The 14,341-nt window shown below is 71.9% G+C and carries 11 protein-coding genes and 1 tRNA gene; 5 read left to right on the top strand and 7 right to left on the bottom strand.

Features of this window, described 5'->3' with window-relative positions:
- Nucleotides 1–64 precede the first annotated feature (64 nt).
- The 4 genes from ABZ822_RS01100 (at nucleotide 65) to ABZ822_RS01115 (ending at nucleotide 7,815) form a co-directional block, all read left to right on the top strand.
- Entirely contained in the window at nucleotides 65–1,663 is a 1,599-nt protein-coding gene (locus ABZ822_RS01100) for an acyl-CoA carboxylase subunit beta (protein ID WP_360845448.1), read from the top strand.
- Nucleotides 1,660–1,890 carry an acyl-CoA carboxylase epsilon subunit gene (locus ABZ822_RS01105; RefSeq protein WP_360845450.1) on the top strand — a complete coding sequence of 77 codons (231 nt, stop codon included), beginning with the start codon at nucleotides 1,660–1,662 and terminating at the stop codon, nucleotides 1,888–1,890. Before ABZ822_RS01100 ends, ABZ822_RS01105 begins: the two co-directional genes overlap by 4 nt.
- A 328-nt stretch (nucleotides 1,891–2,218) precedes the next feature.
- Nucleotides 2,219–3,625, top strand: a complete 1,407-nt coding sequence (locus ABZ822_RS01110; RefSeq protein WP_360845452.1) for a diaminobutyrate--2-oxoglutarate transaminase family protein — start codon at nucleotides 2,219–2,221, stop codon at nucleotides 3,623–3,625.
- Nucleotides 3,571–7,815 carry a Pls/PosA family non-ribosomal peptide synthetase gene (locus ABZ822_RS01115; RefSeq protein WP_360845454.1) on the top strand — a complete coding sequence of 1,415 codons (4,245 nt, stop codon included), beginning with the start codon at nucleotides 3,571–3,573 and terminating at the stop codon, nucleotides 7,813–7,815. The genes ABZ822_RS01110 and ABZ822_RS01115 overlap by 55 nt, the downstream gene beginning before the upstream one ends.
- 202 nt (nucleotides 7,816–8,017) lie before the next feature.
- On the opposite strand, the gene ABZ822_RS01120 is transcribed toward ABZ822_RS01115, so the two are convergent.
- The 7 genes from ABZ822_RS01120 to galU form a co-directional block, all read right to left on the bottom strand.
- A tRNA-Ala gene (locus ABZ822_RS01120) sits at nucleotides 8,018–8,091 on the bottom strand.
- A 101-nt stretch (nucleotides 8,092–8,192) separates the two neighbouring features.
- Nucleotides 8,193–9,443, bottom strand: a complete 1,251-nt coding sequence (glpR, locus tag ABZ822_RS01125) for a gephyrin-like molybdotransferase receptor GlpR (protein WP_360845456.1) — start codon at nucleotides 9,441–9,443, stop codon at nucleotides 8,193–8,195.
- A 151-nt stretch (nucleotides 9,444–9,594) separates the two neighbouring features.
- Nucleotides 9,595–10,218, bottom strand: a complete 624-nt coding sequence (locus tag ABZ822_RS01130; protein WP_360846902.1) for a GNAT family protein — start codon at nucleotides 10,216–10,218, stop codon at nucleotides 9,595–9,597.
- A gap of 2 nt (nucleotides 10,219–10,220) precedes the next feature.
- Nucleotides 10,221–10,715: a MogA/MoaB family molybdenum cofactor biosynthesis protein gene (locus ABZ822_RS01135; RefSeq protein WP_360845458.1), complete on the bottom strand. Its 495-nt coding sequence runs from the start codon at nucleotides 10,713–10,715 to the stop codon at nucleotides 10,221–10,223.
- Nucleotides 10,712–11,242, bottom strand: a complete 531-nt coding sequence (gene moaC, locus ABZ822_RS01140) for a cyclic pyranopterin monophosphate synthase MoaC (protein WP_360845460.1) — start codon at nucleotides 11,240–11,242, stop codon at nucleotides 10,712–10,714. Before moaC ends, ABZ822_RS01135 begins: the two co-directional genes overlap by 4 nt.
- Before the next feature lie 54 nt (nucleotides 11,243–11,296).
- Nucleotides 11,297–12,592 (bottom strand): gephyrin-like molybdotransferase Glp, encoded by a 1,296-nt coding sequence (gene glp / locus ABZ822_RS01145; RefSeq protein WP_360846904.1) that lies wholly within the window; start codon nucleotides 12,590–12,592, stop codon nucleotides 11,297–11,299.
- Between the two features lie 106 nt (nucleotides 12,593–12,698).
- A complete protein-coding gene (gene galU / locus ABZ822_RS01150) occupies nucleotides 12,699–13,622 on the bottom strand; it encodes a UTP--glucose-1-phosphate uridylyltransferase GalU (RefSeq protein ID WP_360845462.1) in 924 nt (307 codons plus the stop codon).
- 82 nt (nucleotides 13,623–13,704) lie between these two features.
- On the opposite strand from galU, the gene ABZ822_RS01155 reads away from it, so the two are divergent.
- Nucleotides 13,705–14,301, top strand: a complete 597-nt coding sequence (locus ABZ822_RS01155; RefSeq protein ID WP_360845464.1) for a 5-formyltetrahydrofolate cyclo-ligase — start codon at nucleotides 13,705–13,707, stop codon at nucleotides 14,299–14,301.
- The last annotated feature ends 40 nt before the right edge of the window (nucleotides 14,302–14,341 follow it).

Consider the following 14,341-nt stretch of genomic DNA (forward strand, 5'->3'; position numbering starts at 1 on the left):
ACTCCACCCGTACGTCCAGAGGCCGTCGAGTCCGTCTTGAGCAGGCGCGCGCACGCTGGTCCGCATGAGCGTCGTCGAGGAAACGCCCCTGAACACCCTGGCCCCCGCGGACGGCCATCTGCGCGACCGTGCCGCCGAACTCAGCGAGCTGCGCGAGAGCGTGCGGCGCGGTCCCGGCGAGCGGGCGACCGCAGCGCAGCACGCCAAGGGCAAACTGACCGCGCGCGAGCGCCTCGCGCTCCTCTTCGACGAGGACACCTTCACGGAGGTCGAGGAGCTGCGGCGGCACCGGGCCACCGGCTTCGGGCTCGAGGACCGGCGTCCGCACACCGACGGTGTGGTCACCGGCTGGGGCCAGGTCCGCGGCCGTACGGTCTTCGCCTACGCCCACGACTTCCGGATCTTCGGAGGTGCCCTCGGCGAGGCCCATGCCGAGAAGATCCACAAGCTGATGGATCTCGCCGAGTCCGCGGGCTGCCCGGTGGTCGGCCTGTGCGACGGCGCGGGCGCCCGCATCCAGGAGGGGGTGACGGCACTCGCCGGCTACGGCGGGATCTTCACCCGCAACGTCCGCAACTCCGGGGTCATCCCGCAGATCAGCGTGATCCTCGGACCGTGCGCGGGCGGCGCCGCCTACTCCCCCGCGCTGACGGACTTCGTGTTCATGGTGCGCGGCACCTCCCAGATGTTCATCACGGGCCCCGACGTGGTGCAGGCGGTCACGGGCGAGGTCATCACGCACGACGCCCTCGGCGGCGCCGACGCTCATGCCTCCGTCTCGGGCGTGGCCCACTTCGCGTACGACGACGAGCAGGGCTGCCTGGAGGACGTGCGGCATCTGCTGTCCCTGCTGCCGTCCAACAACCGCGAGCTGCCGCCCGCAGAGCCCACCGCCGATCCGGCGAACCGCCGCACCGAGGCGCTGCTCGACCTGGTCCCGGCCGACCCCGGCCGGGCGTACGACATGCGGGCCGTGATCGCGGAGATCGTCGACGACGGCGAGGTCTTCGAGGTCCAGGAGTCCTGGGCGACCAACATCGTCTGCGCCATCGCACGGCTCGACGGCCAGGCGGTGGGCATCGTCGCCAACCAGCCCGCCGCCTTCGCCGGGGTGCTCGACATCCATGCATCGGAGAAGGCGGCGCGGTTCGTCCAGACCTGCGACGCGTTCAACCTGCCCCTGGTCACCCTGGTCGACGTCCCTGGCTTCCTGCCCGGCGTGGACCAGGAGCACGGCGGCATCATCCGCCACGGCGCCAAGCTGCTCTACGCGTACTGCAACGCGACCGTGCCGCGCGTGCAGCTCATCCTGCGCAAGGCCTACGGCGGGGCGTACATCGTCATGGACTCGCGCTCCATCGGCACGGACATCTCGCTGGCCTGGCCGAGCAACGAGATCGCGGTGATGGGTGCGGAGGGCGCGGCGAACGTCGTCTTCCGCCGGGAGATCGCCGCCGCGGAGGACCCGGACGCGACCCGTGCCCGGCTGGTCAAGGAGTACCGCGCCGAGCTGATGCACCCGTACTACGCGGCCGAGCGCGGGCTCGTCGACAGCGTGATCGACCCGGCGGAGAGCCGCATCCGGCTGATAGGGGCGCTGGCGATGCTGCGGGCCAAGCACGCCCCGCTGCCCACCCGCAAGCACGGGAACCAGCCCCAATGAGCGGCCCCGACAGCAGCGATGGCCCGGGCGGCATCGTCCGCGTCGTCCGCGGTGAGCCGCGCGCCGAGGAACTCGCCGCTCTCCTGGTCGTCCTCCGTGCCCTCGCCGGTGCCGTCGCGCCTCCTGCCGCCGCACCGTCCCGGGCGGCGCCGTGGGCCCGGCTCGCCGCCGGGGTGCCGGCCGCGGCCTGGCTCGCCCGTCCCCGTCCGGGGTGGCGCACTCCCTGACCCCGCCCTCAGGACCGCCCGCTCTCCGCCACTCGCCCCCGTACGCATCCCGTACGCACCCCGCCCCGACCGGTCGGATGCGACGCGAAGAGCTCGTGGACACCGGCTATCCGACGCCCTTTCCGGGCAGAACAATCCAAAACGCACATTCGGTCGTAAGAGAAGAGTGCGCTCGCTCCAGCCCGGTCCGACACCTGGTCCGGGACGGCCGGGCCGGTCCCGACCACGTATGACCGACCGCAGGAGTGACCAGCGGTGTCCGCGTGTCACCGATGGGTGAGCGCAACCGCACCACCGCATGACCATCACGATCGTTGCGGAGAGTCCGATGACGATGTTCCAGCAGCCCGACACCGTGACCCGTCCGCATGTCGACTCCGAACTGCCCGGACCGCGCTCGTCGGAACTCCTCGCCCGGCAGGACCGACGGGAGTCCAACGCGAGGGTCTACCCCCGCCACTTCCCCATCGCCGTCGACGAGGGCTTCGGCAGCTTCGTCCGCGATCTGGACGGCAACGTCTTCATCGACTTCCTGGGCGGCGCGGGGGTGCTCTCCCTCGGTCACAACCATCCGGAACTGGTCCGCACAGTCGCCGATCAGCTCGGCAGATTCACCCACGGCCTGGACTTCCCCACCCCCGTCAAGGACGCGTTCACCGAGGCCCAGCTCTCCATGCTGCCGCCGGGTATGCGCGAGCGGACGAAGCTCCACTTCTGCGGTCCGACCGGAGCCAACGCGGTCGAGGCCGCCGTGAAACTCTGCAAGACGGCGACGGGGCGCGCCGACATCATCGCGTTCCAGGGCGGCTTCCACGGCGGCACGCACGCCGCCATGGCTCTGAGCGGGACGGTGGCACAGAAGGAGCCCGTTCCGGGCGGAGTGCCCGGCGTCCACTTCTTCCCCTACTCGTACTGCAGCCGGTGCCCGCTCGGCCTGGACCCGGACACCTGCGACACCAACTGCGTCGGCTTCCTCGAGCGCTCGCTCAACGACAGCCTTGCGGGCATCCCCCACCCCGCGGCCGTCGTCCTCGAGCTGGTGCAGGGGGAGGGCGGAGTGGTACCCGCCGGGCCCGAGTTCGTCCGCCGGACACGGGCGCTGACCCGCGACCTGGACATCCCGCTGGTGATCGACGAGGTGCAGACCGGCGGCGGCCGCACCGGCACCTGGTTCGCCTTCGAGCAGTACGGCATCGAGCCCGATGTCGTCGTCGCCTCGAAGGCACTGAGCGGCATCGGCGCCCCGGTCGCACTGATCCTTTACGACGAGCGGCTGGACGTGTGGGCCCCGGGCGCGCACACGGGGACCTTCCGCGGCAACCAGCTCGCGTTCGCCTCCGGCCTGGAAGCCATCCGGATCTTCCGCCGTGACGACGTCCTGGGGAACGTACGGCGCCGCGGCGACCAGATCGGGACCCGGCTCGCCGAGCTGAAGGACCAGCCGTGGGTGCGCGAGGTGCGCGGCCGCGGGCTGATGTGGGGCATCGAACTCGCCGACCCCCGCGACGGCCGCCCGGCCGGTGCGCTCGCCGCCGAGGTGCAGACGCGCGCGCTGCGCCACGGGCTCATCGTGGAGCTGGGCGGACGCGACGACTGCGTCGTCAGGATGCTGCCGCCCCTCAATGTGACCGCCGAGGTCGTCGACATCGCCTGCACGATCCTCGTCGACGCCATCGCGGAGTGCGCCGCCGCGACACCGACGGCACCGACGACGCCGACCACCGCCGCGGCATGAGCACCGAGGCACGCCACGCACGGACCCGCGACGGCCGGGACATCTCCCCGGAGGGCCCGCCGGAACACCGGCCGCCGGGTCCGGTCCTGATCGCGTCCGGCCGCGAGCAGACGATCCGCTGGCGCCCCGGTGAGCGTCTGGAGCACCTCTTCGAGACCCGCTGCGATCTCCTGCGGACTCCCCCCGTCGGGACCCGACCACCAACGACCGGACGACCACAAACAACCGGACGACCGCCGACGGACGAACGAACGGCGGCGGACGAACGAACGGCGACAGGCGGTGGACCGGCGACGACCGGGCGACCGGCGGTCGACGAGGGCAACTCCGTCCTGACGTACGACCAGTTGGACGCCCGCGCCAATCAGCTCGCCCGCCATCTCCTGGCCCGCGGCGTGCGCCCCGGCGACCGTGTCGGGCTCCTCTTCGCGCGGGGCGTGCACGCGTACGTCGGCATGCTGGCCGTCCTCAAGGCGGGCGCGGTGTACGTCCCGCTGGACGCCGCCTTCCCGTCCGACCGGCTGGCGTACATCGTGCGGGACGCAGGAGTCCGCACCGTCCTCTCGCACTCCCTCCTGCGGGACCGCCTCGAGCACACGGGCGCGGCCGTCCTCTGCGTCGACGAGGCGGCGCCGCTCCTCGCCGCCGAGGATCCGCGGCGTCTTCTGCCCGGCGAGCGCGGCGACCCGCCCGACGACCTCTGCTACATCATCTACACCTCCGGCTCGACGGGCCGTCCCAAGGGCGTGGCCATCACCCACGCCGGTATCTGCAACTTCGTGCGCGTGGCGGGCGAGGTCTACGGACTGCGGCCGGATGACCGGGTCTACCAGGGCATGACGATCGCCTTCGACTTCTCGGTCGAGGAGATCTGGGTGCCCCTGATGGCGGGCGCGACCCTGGTGCCCCGTCCGCCCGGCTCCCCGCTCGTCGGCCGCGACCTGTGGGAGTTCCTCGACACCCGTTCCGTCACCGCTCTGTGCTGTGTGCCCACCCTGCTGGCGACGCTGGAGGCGGAACTCCCCTCGCTGCGCTTCCTGCTGGTGTCCGGCGAGGCGTGCCCGCAGGACCTCGTCACCCGCTGGCACCGACCGGGACGCCGCTTCCTCAACGTCTACGGCCCCACGGAGGCCACCGTCACCGCGACCTGGACGCCCGTCCACCCGGACAGGCCCGTGACGATCGGCGTACCGCTGCCCACCTACTCGGCCGTGATCCTCGACCCCACGGCCCAACGAGCCATGAAGCCGGGCGAGATGGGGGAGATCGGCATCGCGGGCGTCGGTCTCGCCCGCGGCTATGTGAACCGGGACGACCTCACCGACCGGGCCTTCGTCGAGGACTTCCTGCGGATCGGCAACAACCCCTCCGGCAGGATCTACCGGACGGGCGACCTCGGGCGGGTCAACGACGACGGCGAGATCGAGTACCACGGCCGCATCGACACCCAGGTCAAGATCCGCGGATACCGGATCGAGCTGAGCGAGATCGAGTCGGTCCTGCTGCAGGTCCCCCGCATCGCGCAGGCAGCCGTCGCCACCCATGAATCGGCGCCCGGGCTGGTCGAGTTGGTGGCGTACTACAGCCCGCACCGGTACGCGGAACGGCCCGACCCGGACCGCGTCCGGCAGGAGCTGCGCGCCCGGCTGCCGGGGTACATGGTGCCTGCGTACCTGGAGGAGATGACGGCCCTGCCCGTCCTCCCCAGCGGGAAGATCGACCGCAAGCACCTTCCGCCGCCCAGCGGTCCGCGGAGCCCGGCCACCCGCCCGTACACCCCGCCGGCCACCGGCACCGAGGCGGTCCTGGCCGGCCTGCTGGCCGGTGCCCTGGGCCTGGAACGTGTCTCCGCCGACAGCCACTTCTTCGACGATCTCGGCGCGAACTCCCTGCTCATGGCCCGGTTCTGCGCCCGCGTGCGCAACCGCCCCGGGCTGCCGCCGGTGTCGATGCGCGACATCTATCTGCACCCGACGATCGCCGGCCTCGCCACGGCGCTCGCCGAGGCCCCGCGCGCGCCCGAGAGCGCCCCCGTCACGACGGCACCCGCGGAACAGCTCCCGGGCACACCGCGGTACGCCCTCTGCGGTGCCCTCCAGTTGCTGCTGTTCCTCGGCTACGTCTACTGCGGCTCCCTGCTGCTCATCGAGGGCTACCGCTGGGTGTCCGACGGCAGCGGGCTGCTGGACGACTACGTGCGCTCGACCGTGTTCGGCGTCGCCACCTTCCTGGCCCTGGCGGCGGTTCCGGTCGTGGCCAAGTGGATGCTCATCGGGCGGTGGAGACCCTGCGAGGTCCGCCTGTGGAGCCTGACCTATCTCCGGTTCTGGACGGTCAAGACCCTGGTCGGGCTGAGCCCGATGCTGCTGTTCGCCGGTTCGCCGCTGTACGTGCTCTATCTGCGGGCGCTGGGCGCGAGGATCGGGCGCGGCACGGTGATCTTCACGCGGTCCGTCCCCGTCTGCACCGACCTGCTGACGGTCGGCGAGAACACCGTCATCCGCAAGAACGCCCTCCTCAACTGCTACCGCGCCGAGGCCGGCCGGCTGCGCACGGGCCGCGTGACCCTCGGCGACGACGTCCTCGTCAGCGAGCACACGGTCCTCGACATCGAGGTGACGATGGGCGACGGCGGGCAGTTGGGGCACGCGTCCTCGCTGCACGCCGGGCAGACCGTACCCGCGGGCGAGGCGTGGGCCGGATCGCCGGCGCAGCGGACCGGCACCGACTTCCGGGCCGTCGAGCCGGTGCGCTGCGGCACCGTACGCCGCGCCCTCTACGCCGCCGCGCAACTCCTGACCGTGCCGCTGCTCTACGTGCCGGTGGCCCTGGGCGCCCTCGGCGCGCTGCTCCCGCAGGTCCTCACCACCGACCAGCCGATCCTGACGAGCCCGGCCTTCTACCGCGACCAGATCCTCGCGTCCCTGGTGCTGTTCTTCGGCCCCCTGCTCGCAGGGCTCGCGTTCGTCGTCGCCGTCCCGCGCCTGCTGAACGTCGTCCTCCGGCCGGACCGGGTCTATCCCCTCTACGGGTTCCACTACTCCGTGCAGCGGACGATCGCCCGCATCAGCAACATGTCTGCGTTCATGGGCCTCTTCGGGGACAGCGCGTTCATCGTCCACTACCTGCGGTCCATCGGATGGGACCTGTCCAGGGTCGTGCAGACGGGCTCGAACTTCGGGGTCGCGCAGCAGCACGAGACGCCGTTCCTGGCCGTCGTCGGCAGCGGCACGATGGTCTCCGACGGGCTGTCCGTCATCAACGCCGACTTCTCCAGCACGTCCTTCCGCGTCACCAGGACGGCTGTGGGGCCGCGCAACTTCCTCGGCAACGACGTGGCGTACCCGTCCCGCGGCAGAACGGGCGCGAACTGCCTGCTCGGTACGAAGGTCATGGTGCCCGTGGACGGCGAGGTGCGCGAGGGCGTCGGGCTGCTCGGGTCCCCGTGCTTCGAGATCCCGCGGTCGGTGCAGCGCGACAGCCGCTTCGACCGGCTGAAGAGCCGCGAGGAACTCCCCCGGCATCTCGCCGCCAAGAGGCGTCACAACACCGCCACGATCGGGCTGTTCCTGCTCGTGATGTGGATCGAGTTCTTCGTTCTGCTGCTGCTCGCGGTGCTGGCCGCGGAGCACTACACGGCGATCGGAGCCCTGGCCGTCTCCGCAGCGGCCCTGCTCGGCACCGCCTTCACCATCGCTTTCTCCACCCTCGCCGAACGGGCCGTGCTCGGATTCCGCTCCCTGCGCCCCCGGTTCTGCTCCATCTACGACCCGCAGTTCTGGCGCCACGAACGCATGTGGAAGCTCAGCATGGTGCCGCTGTTCAACGGCACACCGTTCAAACCCCTGCTGTGGCGGCTCGCGGGCGTGCGCATGGGCCGCAAGGTCTTCGACGACGGCTGCGGCATCCCGGAGAAGACGCTCGTCACGATCGGCGACGGCTGCGCGCTGAACATGGAGTCCACGATCCAGTGCCACTCCCTGGAGGACGGCACCTTCAAGACGGACCGCATCACGATCGGCGACGGCTGCACGCTGGCCCCGGGGGCGTTCGTCCACTACGGCGTGACGATGGGCGACGGCGCGACGCTGGGCCCCGACTCGTTCCTGATGAAGGGCGAGGAGATCCCCCCGGGCGCACGGTGGCGCGGCAACCCGGCGCGCGAGGCCGGTCCCGTACCCGGCCGGTGACGGCGTCCGTGGTATTCCGCCTGGCCGCGACCGCACAACTGCCGTACGGGCACTCGCCGGGATATCAACGAGATCGATGACGACAGGGAAGCAAAAAGGCACCGCCTCAGGTACCGGGTCTCGGCGGACGCCCCCGTTCATCGCGCCTGAAACGACGAGATCCCGATCGGACGGTGACCGTCTGATCGGGATCTTCTTGCGGTGGACCTGAGGGGATTTGAACCCCTGACCCCCTCGATGCGAACGAGGTGCGCTACCGGTCTGCGCCACAGGCCCTTGCAACGGGTGAAACCTTAGCATCCCGGCCCGGGAGCCTGGAAATCCGTTCCCGGGCCGGTGCGCTGAGTGCGCCGGTCACGCAGGGCGTATCGGAAGGCTCACTCGTTGGCTGCCCGGGGCCGGTCCACATCGTCCGCCTGGGCACCCGCCGAAGGCGGGGCGTACTGGTCGAACAGCGGCGTGCGGCCGCGCTCCCGAGCGCGGCGGCCCGTCGGGCGCCGGGCGGCGGGCTCCGCCTCAGCCGGGGTCTCGGCCTCGGAAGCGGGCCCGGCCGTGCTCGACCGGGCCGAGCTCCATGCGTCCGGGGCGTCGAGGTCCAGGCTCCCGGTGGCGCGCGGGGCGACCGGAGCCGTCACGTACGTGGGCAGCGGCACCGGGACCGGGTCCCAGGTGTCGCCCTCGCCCGTGCCGCGGCGGCGCTGCTGGTCGACCCACTCCGCGTGGTCGGTCTGCTCCACCAGCGCCCGCCTGCCCGCGGTGTGCGGGGAGGCCGGGGCCGGGGCGTCGGCGGGCGGGGCGTCCTGGAGGAAGGCCCGGCCCTCGCCCTCGTCGACGGAGTCGGCCTGGGCGCGCGGCTCGGGGCGGGCCGACGGCCGGCGCCGCTCGTGCAGGCGCCGGGCGGCGTCCTCGGCGCGGCGCCGGTCCATGGTGAAGGCGAAGCGGCGGCGCTCCTGGACGCGCAGGTGCGCGATGTAGAGGCTCAGCAGGACGGCGGGGACGGCCGGTGCCCACAGGAAGGCGAGCCCGCCGACCGCCGCGACGACGGAGCCGAGGGTGAAGGCGAGGAAGAGCACCATCGTGGTGCGCCGGCGCCGGGCGATGGCCTGGGAGCGCCGGGCCCGCTGCGCGGCCGACATCGCCTGGCGCTGCGCGGAGGGCCGGGGCGCGGGGCGCTCGGCCCGCTCACGCGGGGCGTCATCCCGGCGGTGAGCCGCGTCATCGCGACGGTGGGCGGCCTCGTCACGCCGCTGCGACGTTTCATCACGCCGGTGGGCCGCCTCGTCGCGCCGCTGCGGCGCGTCGTCGGTGACCGCGGTGGTGCGGAGCATCGTCTCAGTGGCGGCGGACACGGCGAACGACCGGACGTCGACCGATCCGGTCTCGGCGTCCGGGTCCGTGGTACTCCGCTCCGGTTCCTCGTCCTCCCCGTCGGCGGAGCCCCGCTTCTCCAGGTCCTTGGCGTAACGGCGCTCCATCCCCGCCCGTCCGGCGAGCAGCCGGATGGCGGTGCTGAAGCGTTCCGTCGGACGGGCTTCGTTCAGCTCGTCCTGCCTACGGAGCCACATCGGCACCAAGTAGGCGGCCCAGGCCCCGACAATGACTGCGTAGATGAGGCCGCTGCTGCTCACGCCTCACACGGTAGAGGGGTTTGCATGGGGCCATCTGCCAATTGGCGCGGTGTGTCGCACGATCTGGCTGATATCTCGAACTTTTCTTGTGATTGTTGAGATCAGCAGACGGCAATTTGCGATCCGGCACGGTCAATTTCGAACAAGTTTTTTATTTGCGCGCCGTTCCGGGACGCAACCGGTGCCAGCGCGCGACCATACCTTCGGGGACTTCCTCCGCCGTCAGCGCGTAGACCAGGTGGTCACGCCAGTCGCCGTCGATGTGGAGGTACCGCGGGCGCAGACCCTCTTCGCGGAATCCGAGTTTCTCGACGACCCTGCGGCTCGGCACGTTCTCGGGCCGGATGCACACCTCGATGCGGTGGAGTCCGACCGAACGGAAGCAATGGTCGACCGCGAGTGCGACGGCCGTCGGCATCACGCCGCGGCCTGCCACCGCCTGGTCGACCCAGTAGCCGATGTGACCCGAGCACATCGAGCCCCACGTGATTCCGGCGACCGTGACCTGCCCGACGAGCCGGCCCCGGTACTCGATGACGAACGGCAGCATCCGTCCGGCGTGGGCCTCTCCGCGCAGATGGCGGACCATCTGCCGGTACGTGGGGCGCTGGGTCAGGGGGCCGCCGGGAGCGGGCGGCGGCACGGTCGCCTCCCAGGGCCGCAGCCAGTCCCGGTTGCGGCGGTTGACCTCACGCCAGAGGCGCTGGTCGCGCAGCCTTATGGGACGGAGGGCGATATCGCCGTCCGCCAGCTCGACGGGCCAGGGGACGTTCAGGTTCAGCTCCCCGCTGGTCTGGGGTGATCGCCGCCGCGGATCTGGTCGACGGCGTGGACGAGCAGGCGTTCCAGGACGGCGAGGCCGTCGCGGACACCACCGGTGGAACCGGGGAGGTTGATGATCAGCGTAGTGCCGGCGACGCCCGCCAGCCCGCGGGAGAGCGCCGCGGTGGGTACGGTGGCCAGCCCTTCGGCACGGATCGCCTCGGGAATCCCGGGGACCTCGTAGTCGAGGATGCGGCGGGTCATCTCGGGCGTGCGGTCGGTGGGCGAGATGCCGGTACCGCCGGTGGTGAGCACGACGTCGTACCCGGAGGCGACCGCTTCGCGCAGGACGACCTCGACGGACTCCCCGTCGGGGACGACGCGCGGCCCGTCGGCCTCGAAGCCCATCGCGGTCAGGCCCTCGACGAGCAAAGGGCCGCCCTTGTCGGCGTAGACGCCTGCGGCGGCGCGGTTGGAGACGGTGACGGCCAAGGCGCGGCGGCGGCTCATACGTCACCCCGCTCGGCGGATCCGGATCCGCCGTGACCGGCTCCCGGGCGGTGCCAACTCCCGGACTTTCCGCCCGTCTTCTCCTCGACCCGGACGTCGGTGACGACCGCCGCCTTGTCCACGGCCTTCACCATGTCGATCACGGTCAGGGCGGCGACCGAGACGGCGGTGAGGGCCTCCATCTCCACCCCGGTCCTGTCCGTCGTCTTCACGGTGGCCGCGATCTCCACCGCGTCGTCGGCCACCGCCAGGTCGACCGTGACGCCGGAGACGGCGAGCGGGTGGCAGAGCGGGATCAGGTCGGGCGTCCGCTTGGCCCCCATGATCCCGGCGATGCGGGCAGTCGCCAGGGCGTCCCCCTTGGGCACTCCCTCCCCGCGCAGCAGCTCCACGACGCGGGGCGAGACCAGGACGCGCCCGGTCGCCCGGGCGGTCCGCGCGGTGACGTCCTTCCCGGAGACGTCGACCATTCGGGCGGCGCCCGCGTCGTCGAGGTGCGTGAGGTGCTGCTGCTCGCCGCTGCTCATCGTTCTCCCGGTCCGGTGTCCGTGGGCAGGGATGGTACCGGCAGCGCAGGCGGATCAGTCGAGGAGGACGACGGTCACCTCGGCCCCGGGCTCGACGGACGTGGTGTCCTCGTCCAGGACGATCAGGGAGTTGGCGAGGGCCAGCGCCTTCACCAGGTGCGAGCCCGCACCCCCCACAGGGGTGACGGCCCCGTCCGCGTACCGCCCCCGCAGGAACTGGCGCTTGCCCTTCGGGGACGACCCGATGCCCTGCGGGCACGTCGCGCGGACGGTCTCTCGCTCGACCGGTTCGAGGCCCATGAGGGAGCGGATGGCGGGGCGTACGAACAGCTCGAAGGAGACATAGGAGCTGACCGGATTGCCGGGCAGGGCGAGCAGCGGCGTACGCTCGCGGCCGATGCGGCCGAACCCCTGCGGCTTACCGGGCTGCATGGCGAGCTTACGGAACTCGACACGTCCGACGGTGCCACCGCCGTCTCCCTCCTCGTCCTCCTCGTGCCCCTCGAACCGGGACAGCGCCTCCTTGACCACGTCGTAGGCACCGACGCTGACCCCGCCGCTGGTGACGACGATGTCGGCGCGGATCAGCTGGTCCTCGATGGTGGAGCGGAGGGTGGCGGCGTCGTCGGCGACGGCACCGACGCGGTACGCGATGGCTCCGGCGTCACGGGCGGCCGAGGTGAGCGCGAAGCTGTTGGAGTCGTAGATCCGGCCCGGGCCCAACGCCTCGCCGGGCGGGACGAGTTCACTGCCGGTGGAGAGGACGACCACGCGCGGGCGCGGACGGACCCGGACCGTGCCGCGGCCGATGGCGGCGAGCAGCCCGATCTGTGTGGGGCCGAGGATCGTCCCTGCGGTGAGGGCCAGTTCCCCCACGGAGACGTCGGAGCCGCGGCGGCGGATGTGCGCGCCCGGCTCGGCGGCCCGGTGGACGCGGACCTCGCCGGTGGCGCCCTCGGGGGCGTGCGCCGCGGCCGCCATGCCAGTGGCCGGGCCACCGCCCGTACCGCCGTCGGTCCACTCGACGGGGACGACCGCCTCGGTGCCCGGCGGGACGGGTGCGCCCGTCATGATGCGGGCGGCCTCCCCGGGGCCGACCGAGGGCAACTGCCCGCTGCCCGCGGCGATGTCCCCGACCACGGTGAGGACGGCCGGATACTCCTCCGTGGCTCCGGCGACGTCGACGGCACGCACCGCGTAACCGTCCATGGAGCTGTTGTCGAAGGGCGGCAGGGCGGTGGGGACGGTGACGTCCTCGATCAGTACGCAGCCCTGGGCGTCGAGGAGTTGCAGCTCGATCGGCTCCAGGGGCCGCACGTGGCGGAGGATGTCGTCCAGGTGCTCCGTCACCGTCCAGACGCGGTCGCCCTCGGGCGCTCCGCGCGCCGCGCCGTGGCCCGGGTCCGGGTCCGTGCGAGGAATGCCGGCCCCCCGTCCGTCCGACGCGGCGGCCCGGTCAGCGGTGTCGCTCAACGTGGTCCATCTCCTCCGTGACGTAACTGCGAAGCCAGGCCCGGAAGTCCGGTCCCAGGTCTTCACGTTCGCACGCCAGTCGGACAATGGCACGCAGGTAGTCGCCGCGGTCACCGGTGTCATAGCGACGGCCCTTGAAGACGACGCCGTGGACGGGCCCGCCGAGGGTCGGGGTCTCGGCGAGCGTACGGAGAGCGTCGGTGAGCTGGATCTCGCCACCGCGGCCGGGCTCGGTCTTGCGGAGCACCTCGAAGACGGCCGGGTCCAGGACGTAACGCCCGATGATCGCGTAGTTGCTGGGCGCCTCGGCGGGGTCGGGCTTCTCGACCAGGTCGGTGATCTGCACGACGTCGTCCGCGCCGGTCGCGCGGACCGCGGCGCACCCGTAGAGGTGCACCTGGGAGGGGTCGACCTCCATGAGCGCGACGACGCTGCCGCCGTGCTGCTCCTGCACCTCGATCATGCGGGAGAGCAGCGGGTCGCGGGGGTCGATGAGGTCGTCGCCGAGGAGGACGGCGAAGGGCTGCTCGCCGACGTGCGGAGCGGCGCACAGGACGGCGTGGCCGAGGCCCTTGGGGTCGCCCTGGCGGACGTAGTGCATGGTCGCCAGGTCGCTGGACTCCTGGACGCGGGCGAGACGGGACTCGTCGCCCTTCTTCAACAGGGCCGATTCCAGCTCGTAGTTGCGGTCGAAGTGGTCCTCGAGCGGGCGCTTGTTGCGCCCGGTCACCATGAGGACGTCGGGGAGGCCGGCCGTGACGGCCTCCTCCACCACGTACTGGATCGCGGGCTTGTCGACCACCGGCAGCATTTCCTTCGGCGTGGCCTTGGTGGCCGGAAGGAAGCGGGTTCCGAGTCCTGCCGCGGGGATGACAGCCTTGCTGATCCGGGAGCGCGATTCAGTCATGCGGCACACCATAACCGGTGAGTATGAGGAGAAGATGGGCCCCTGGTTCATACGTTCTCATAAAGAGAGGTTTGTGCCCACCGTGAGTCGAAGTCACTCTAGGAAGGCCGAGTTGCGGCGGGATCTCCTGGCGGTGAGAGCCCGGTTGACAGTGGATGACGTCCGGGAGACGGGCGCGGTTCTCGCCCGGCGCGCACTGGAGCTGGCGGAGCTCGCGGAGGCGCGTACGGTCGCCGCGTATGTGTCGGTGGGGCGCGAACCCGGGACGCGCGCCCTCCTCGACGCGCTGCGCGCCCGGGGCACCCGCGTCCTGCTCCCCGTCCTGCTGGAGGACAACGACCTCGACTGGGGCGTCTACGAGGGCGGGGAACGGCTCGCCCCCGCGCGGCGCGGGCTGCTGGAGCCCGAGGGCGGGCGGCTCGGTCCCGAAGCGATCACGACCGCGGACGCGGTGCTGCTGCCCGGCCTCGCCGTGGACGAACGGGGCCTGCGCCTCGGCCGCGGCGGCGGCAGCTACGACCGCGTCCTGGCCCGGCTGGAGCGCGCGGGTGCCGACCCGGCTCTGGTGGTGCTGCTCCACGACGGCGAGCTGCTCGGCGCGGGCGAGGTCCCGGCCGAGGCGCACGACCGACCGGTGCACGCCGCGGTGACTCCCTCGGGGGTCCGCCGCTTCACCTGACCCCGCACCCTGCGGGACACCGTACGGTCCTGGACCGAAC

It is taken from the genome of Streptomyces sp. NPDC047108 (assembly GCF_040643575.1).
GTDB lineage: Bacteria > Actinomycetota > Actinomycetes > Streptomycetales > Streptomycetaceae > Streptomyces.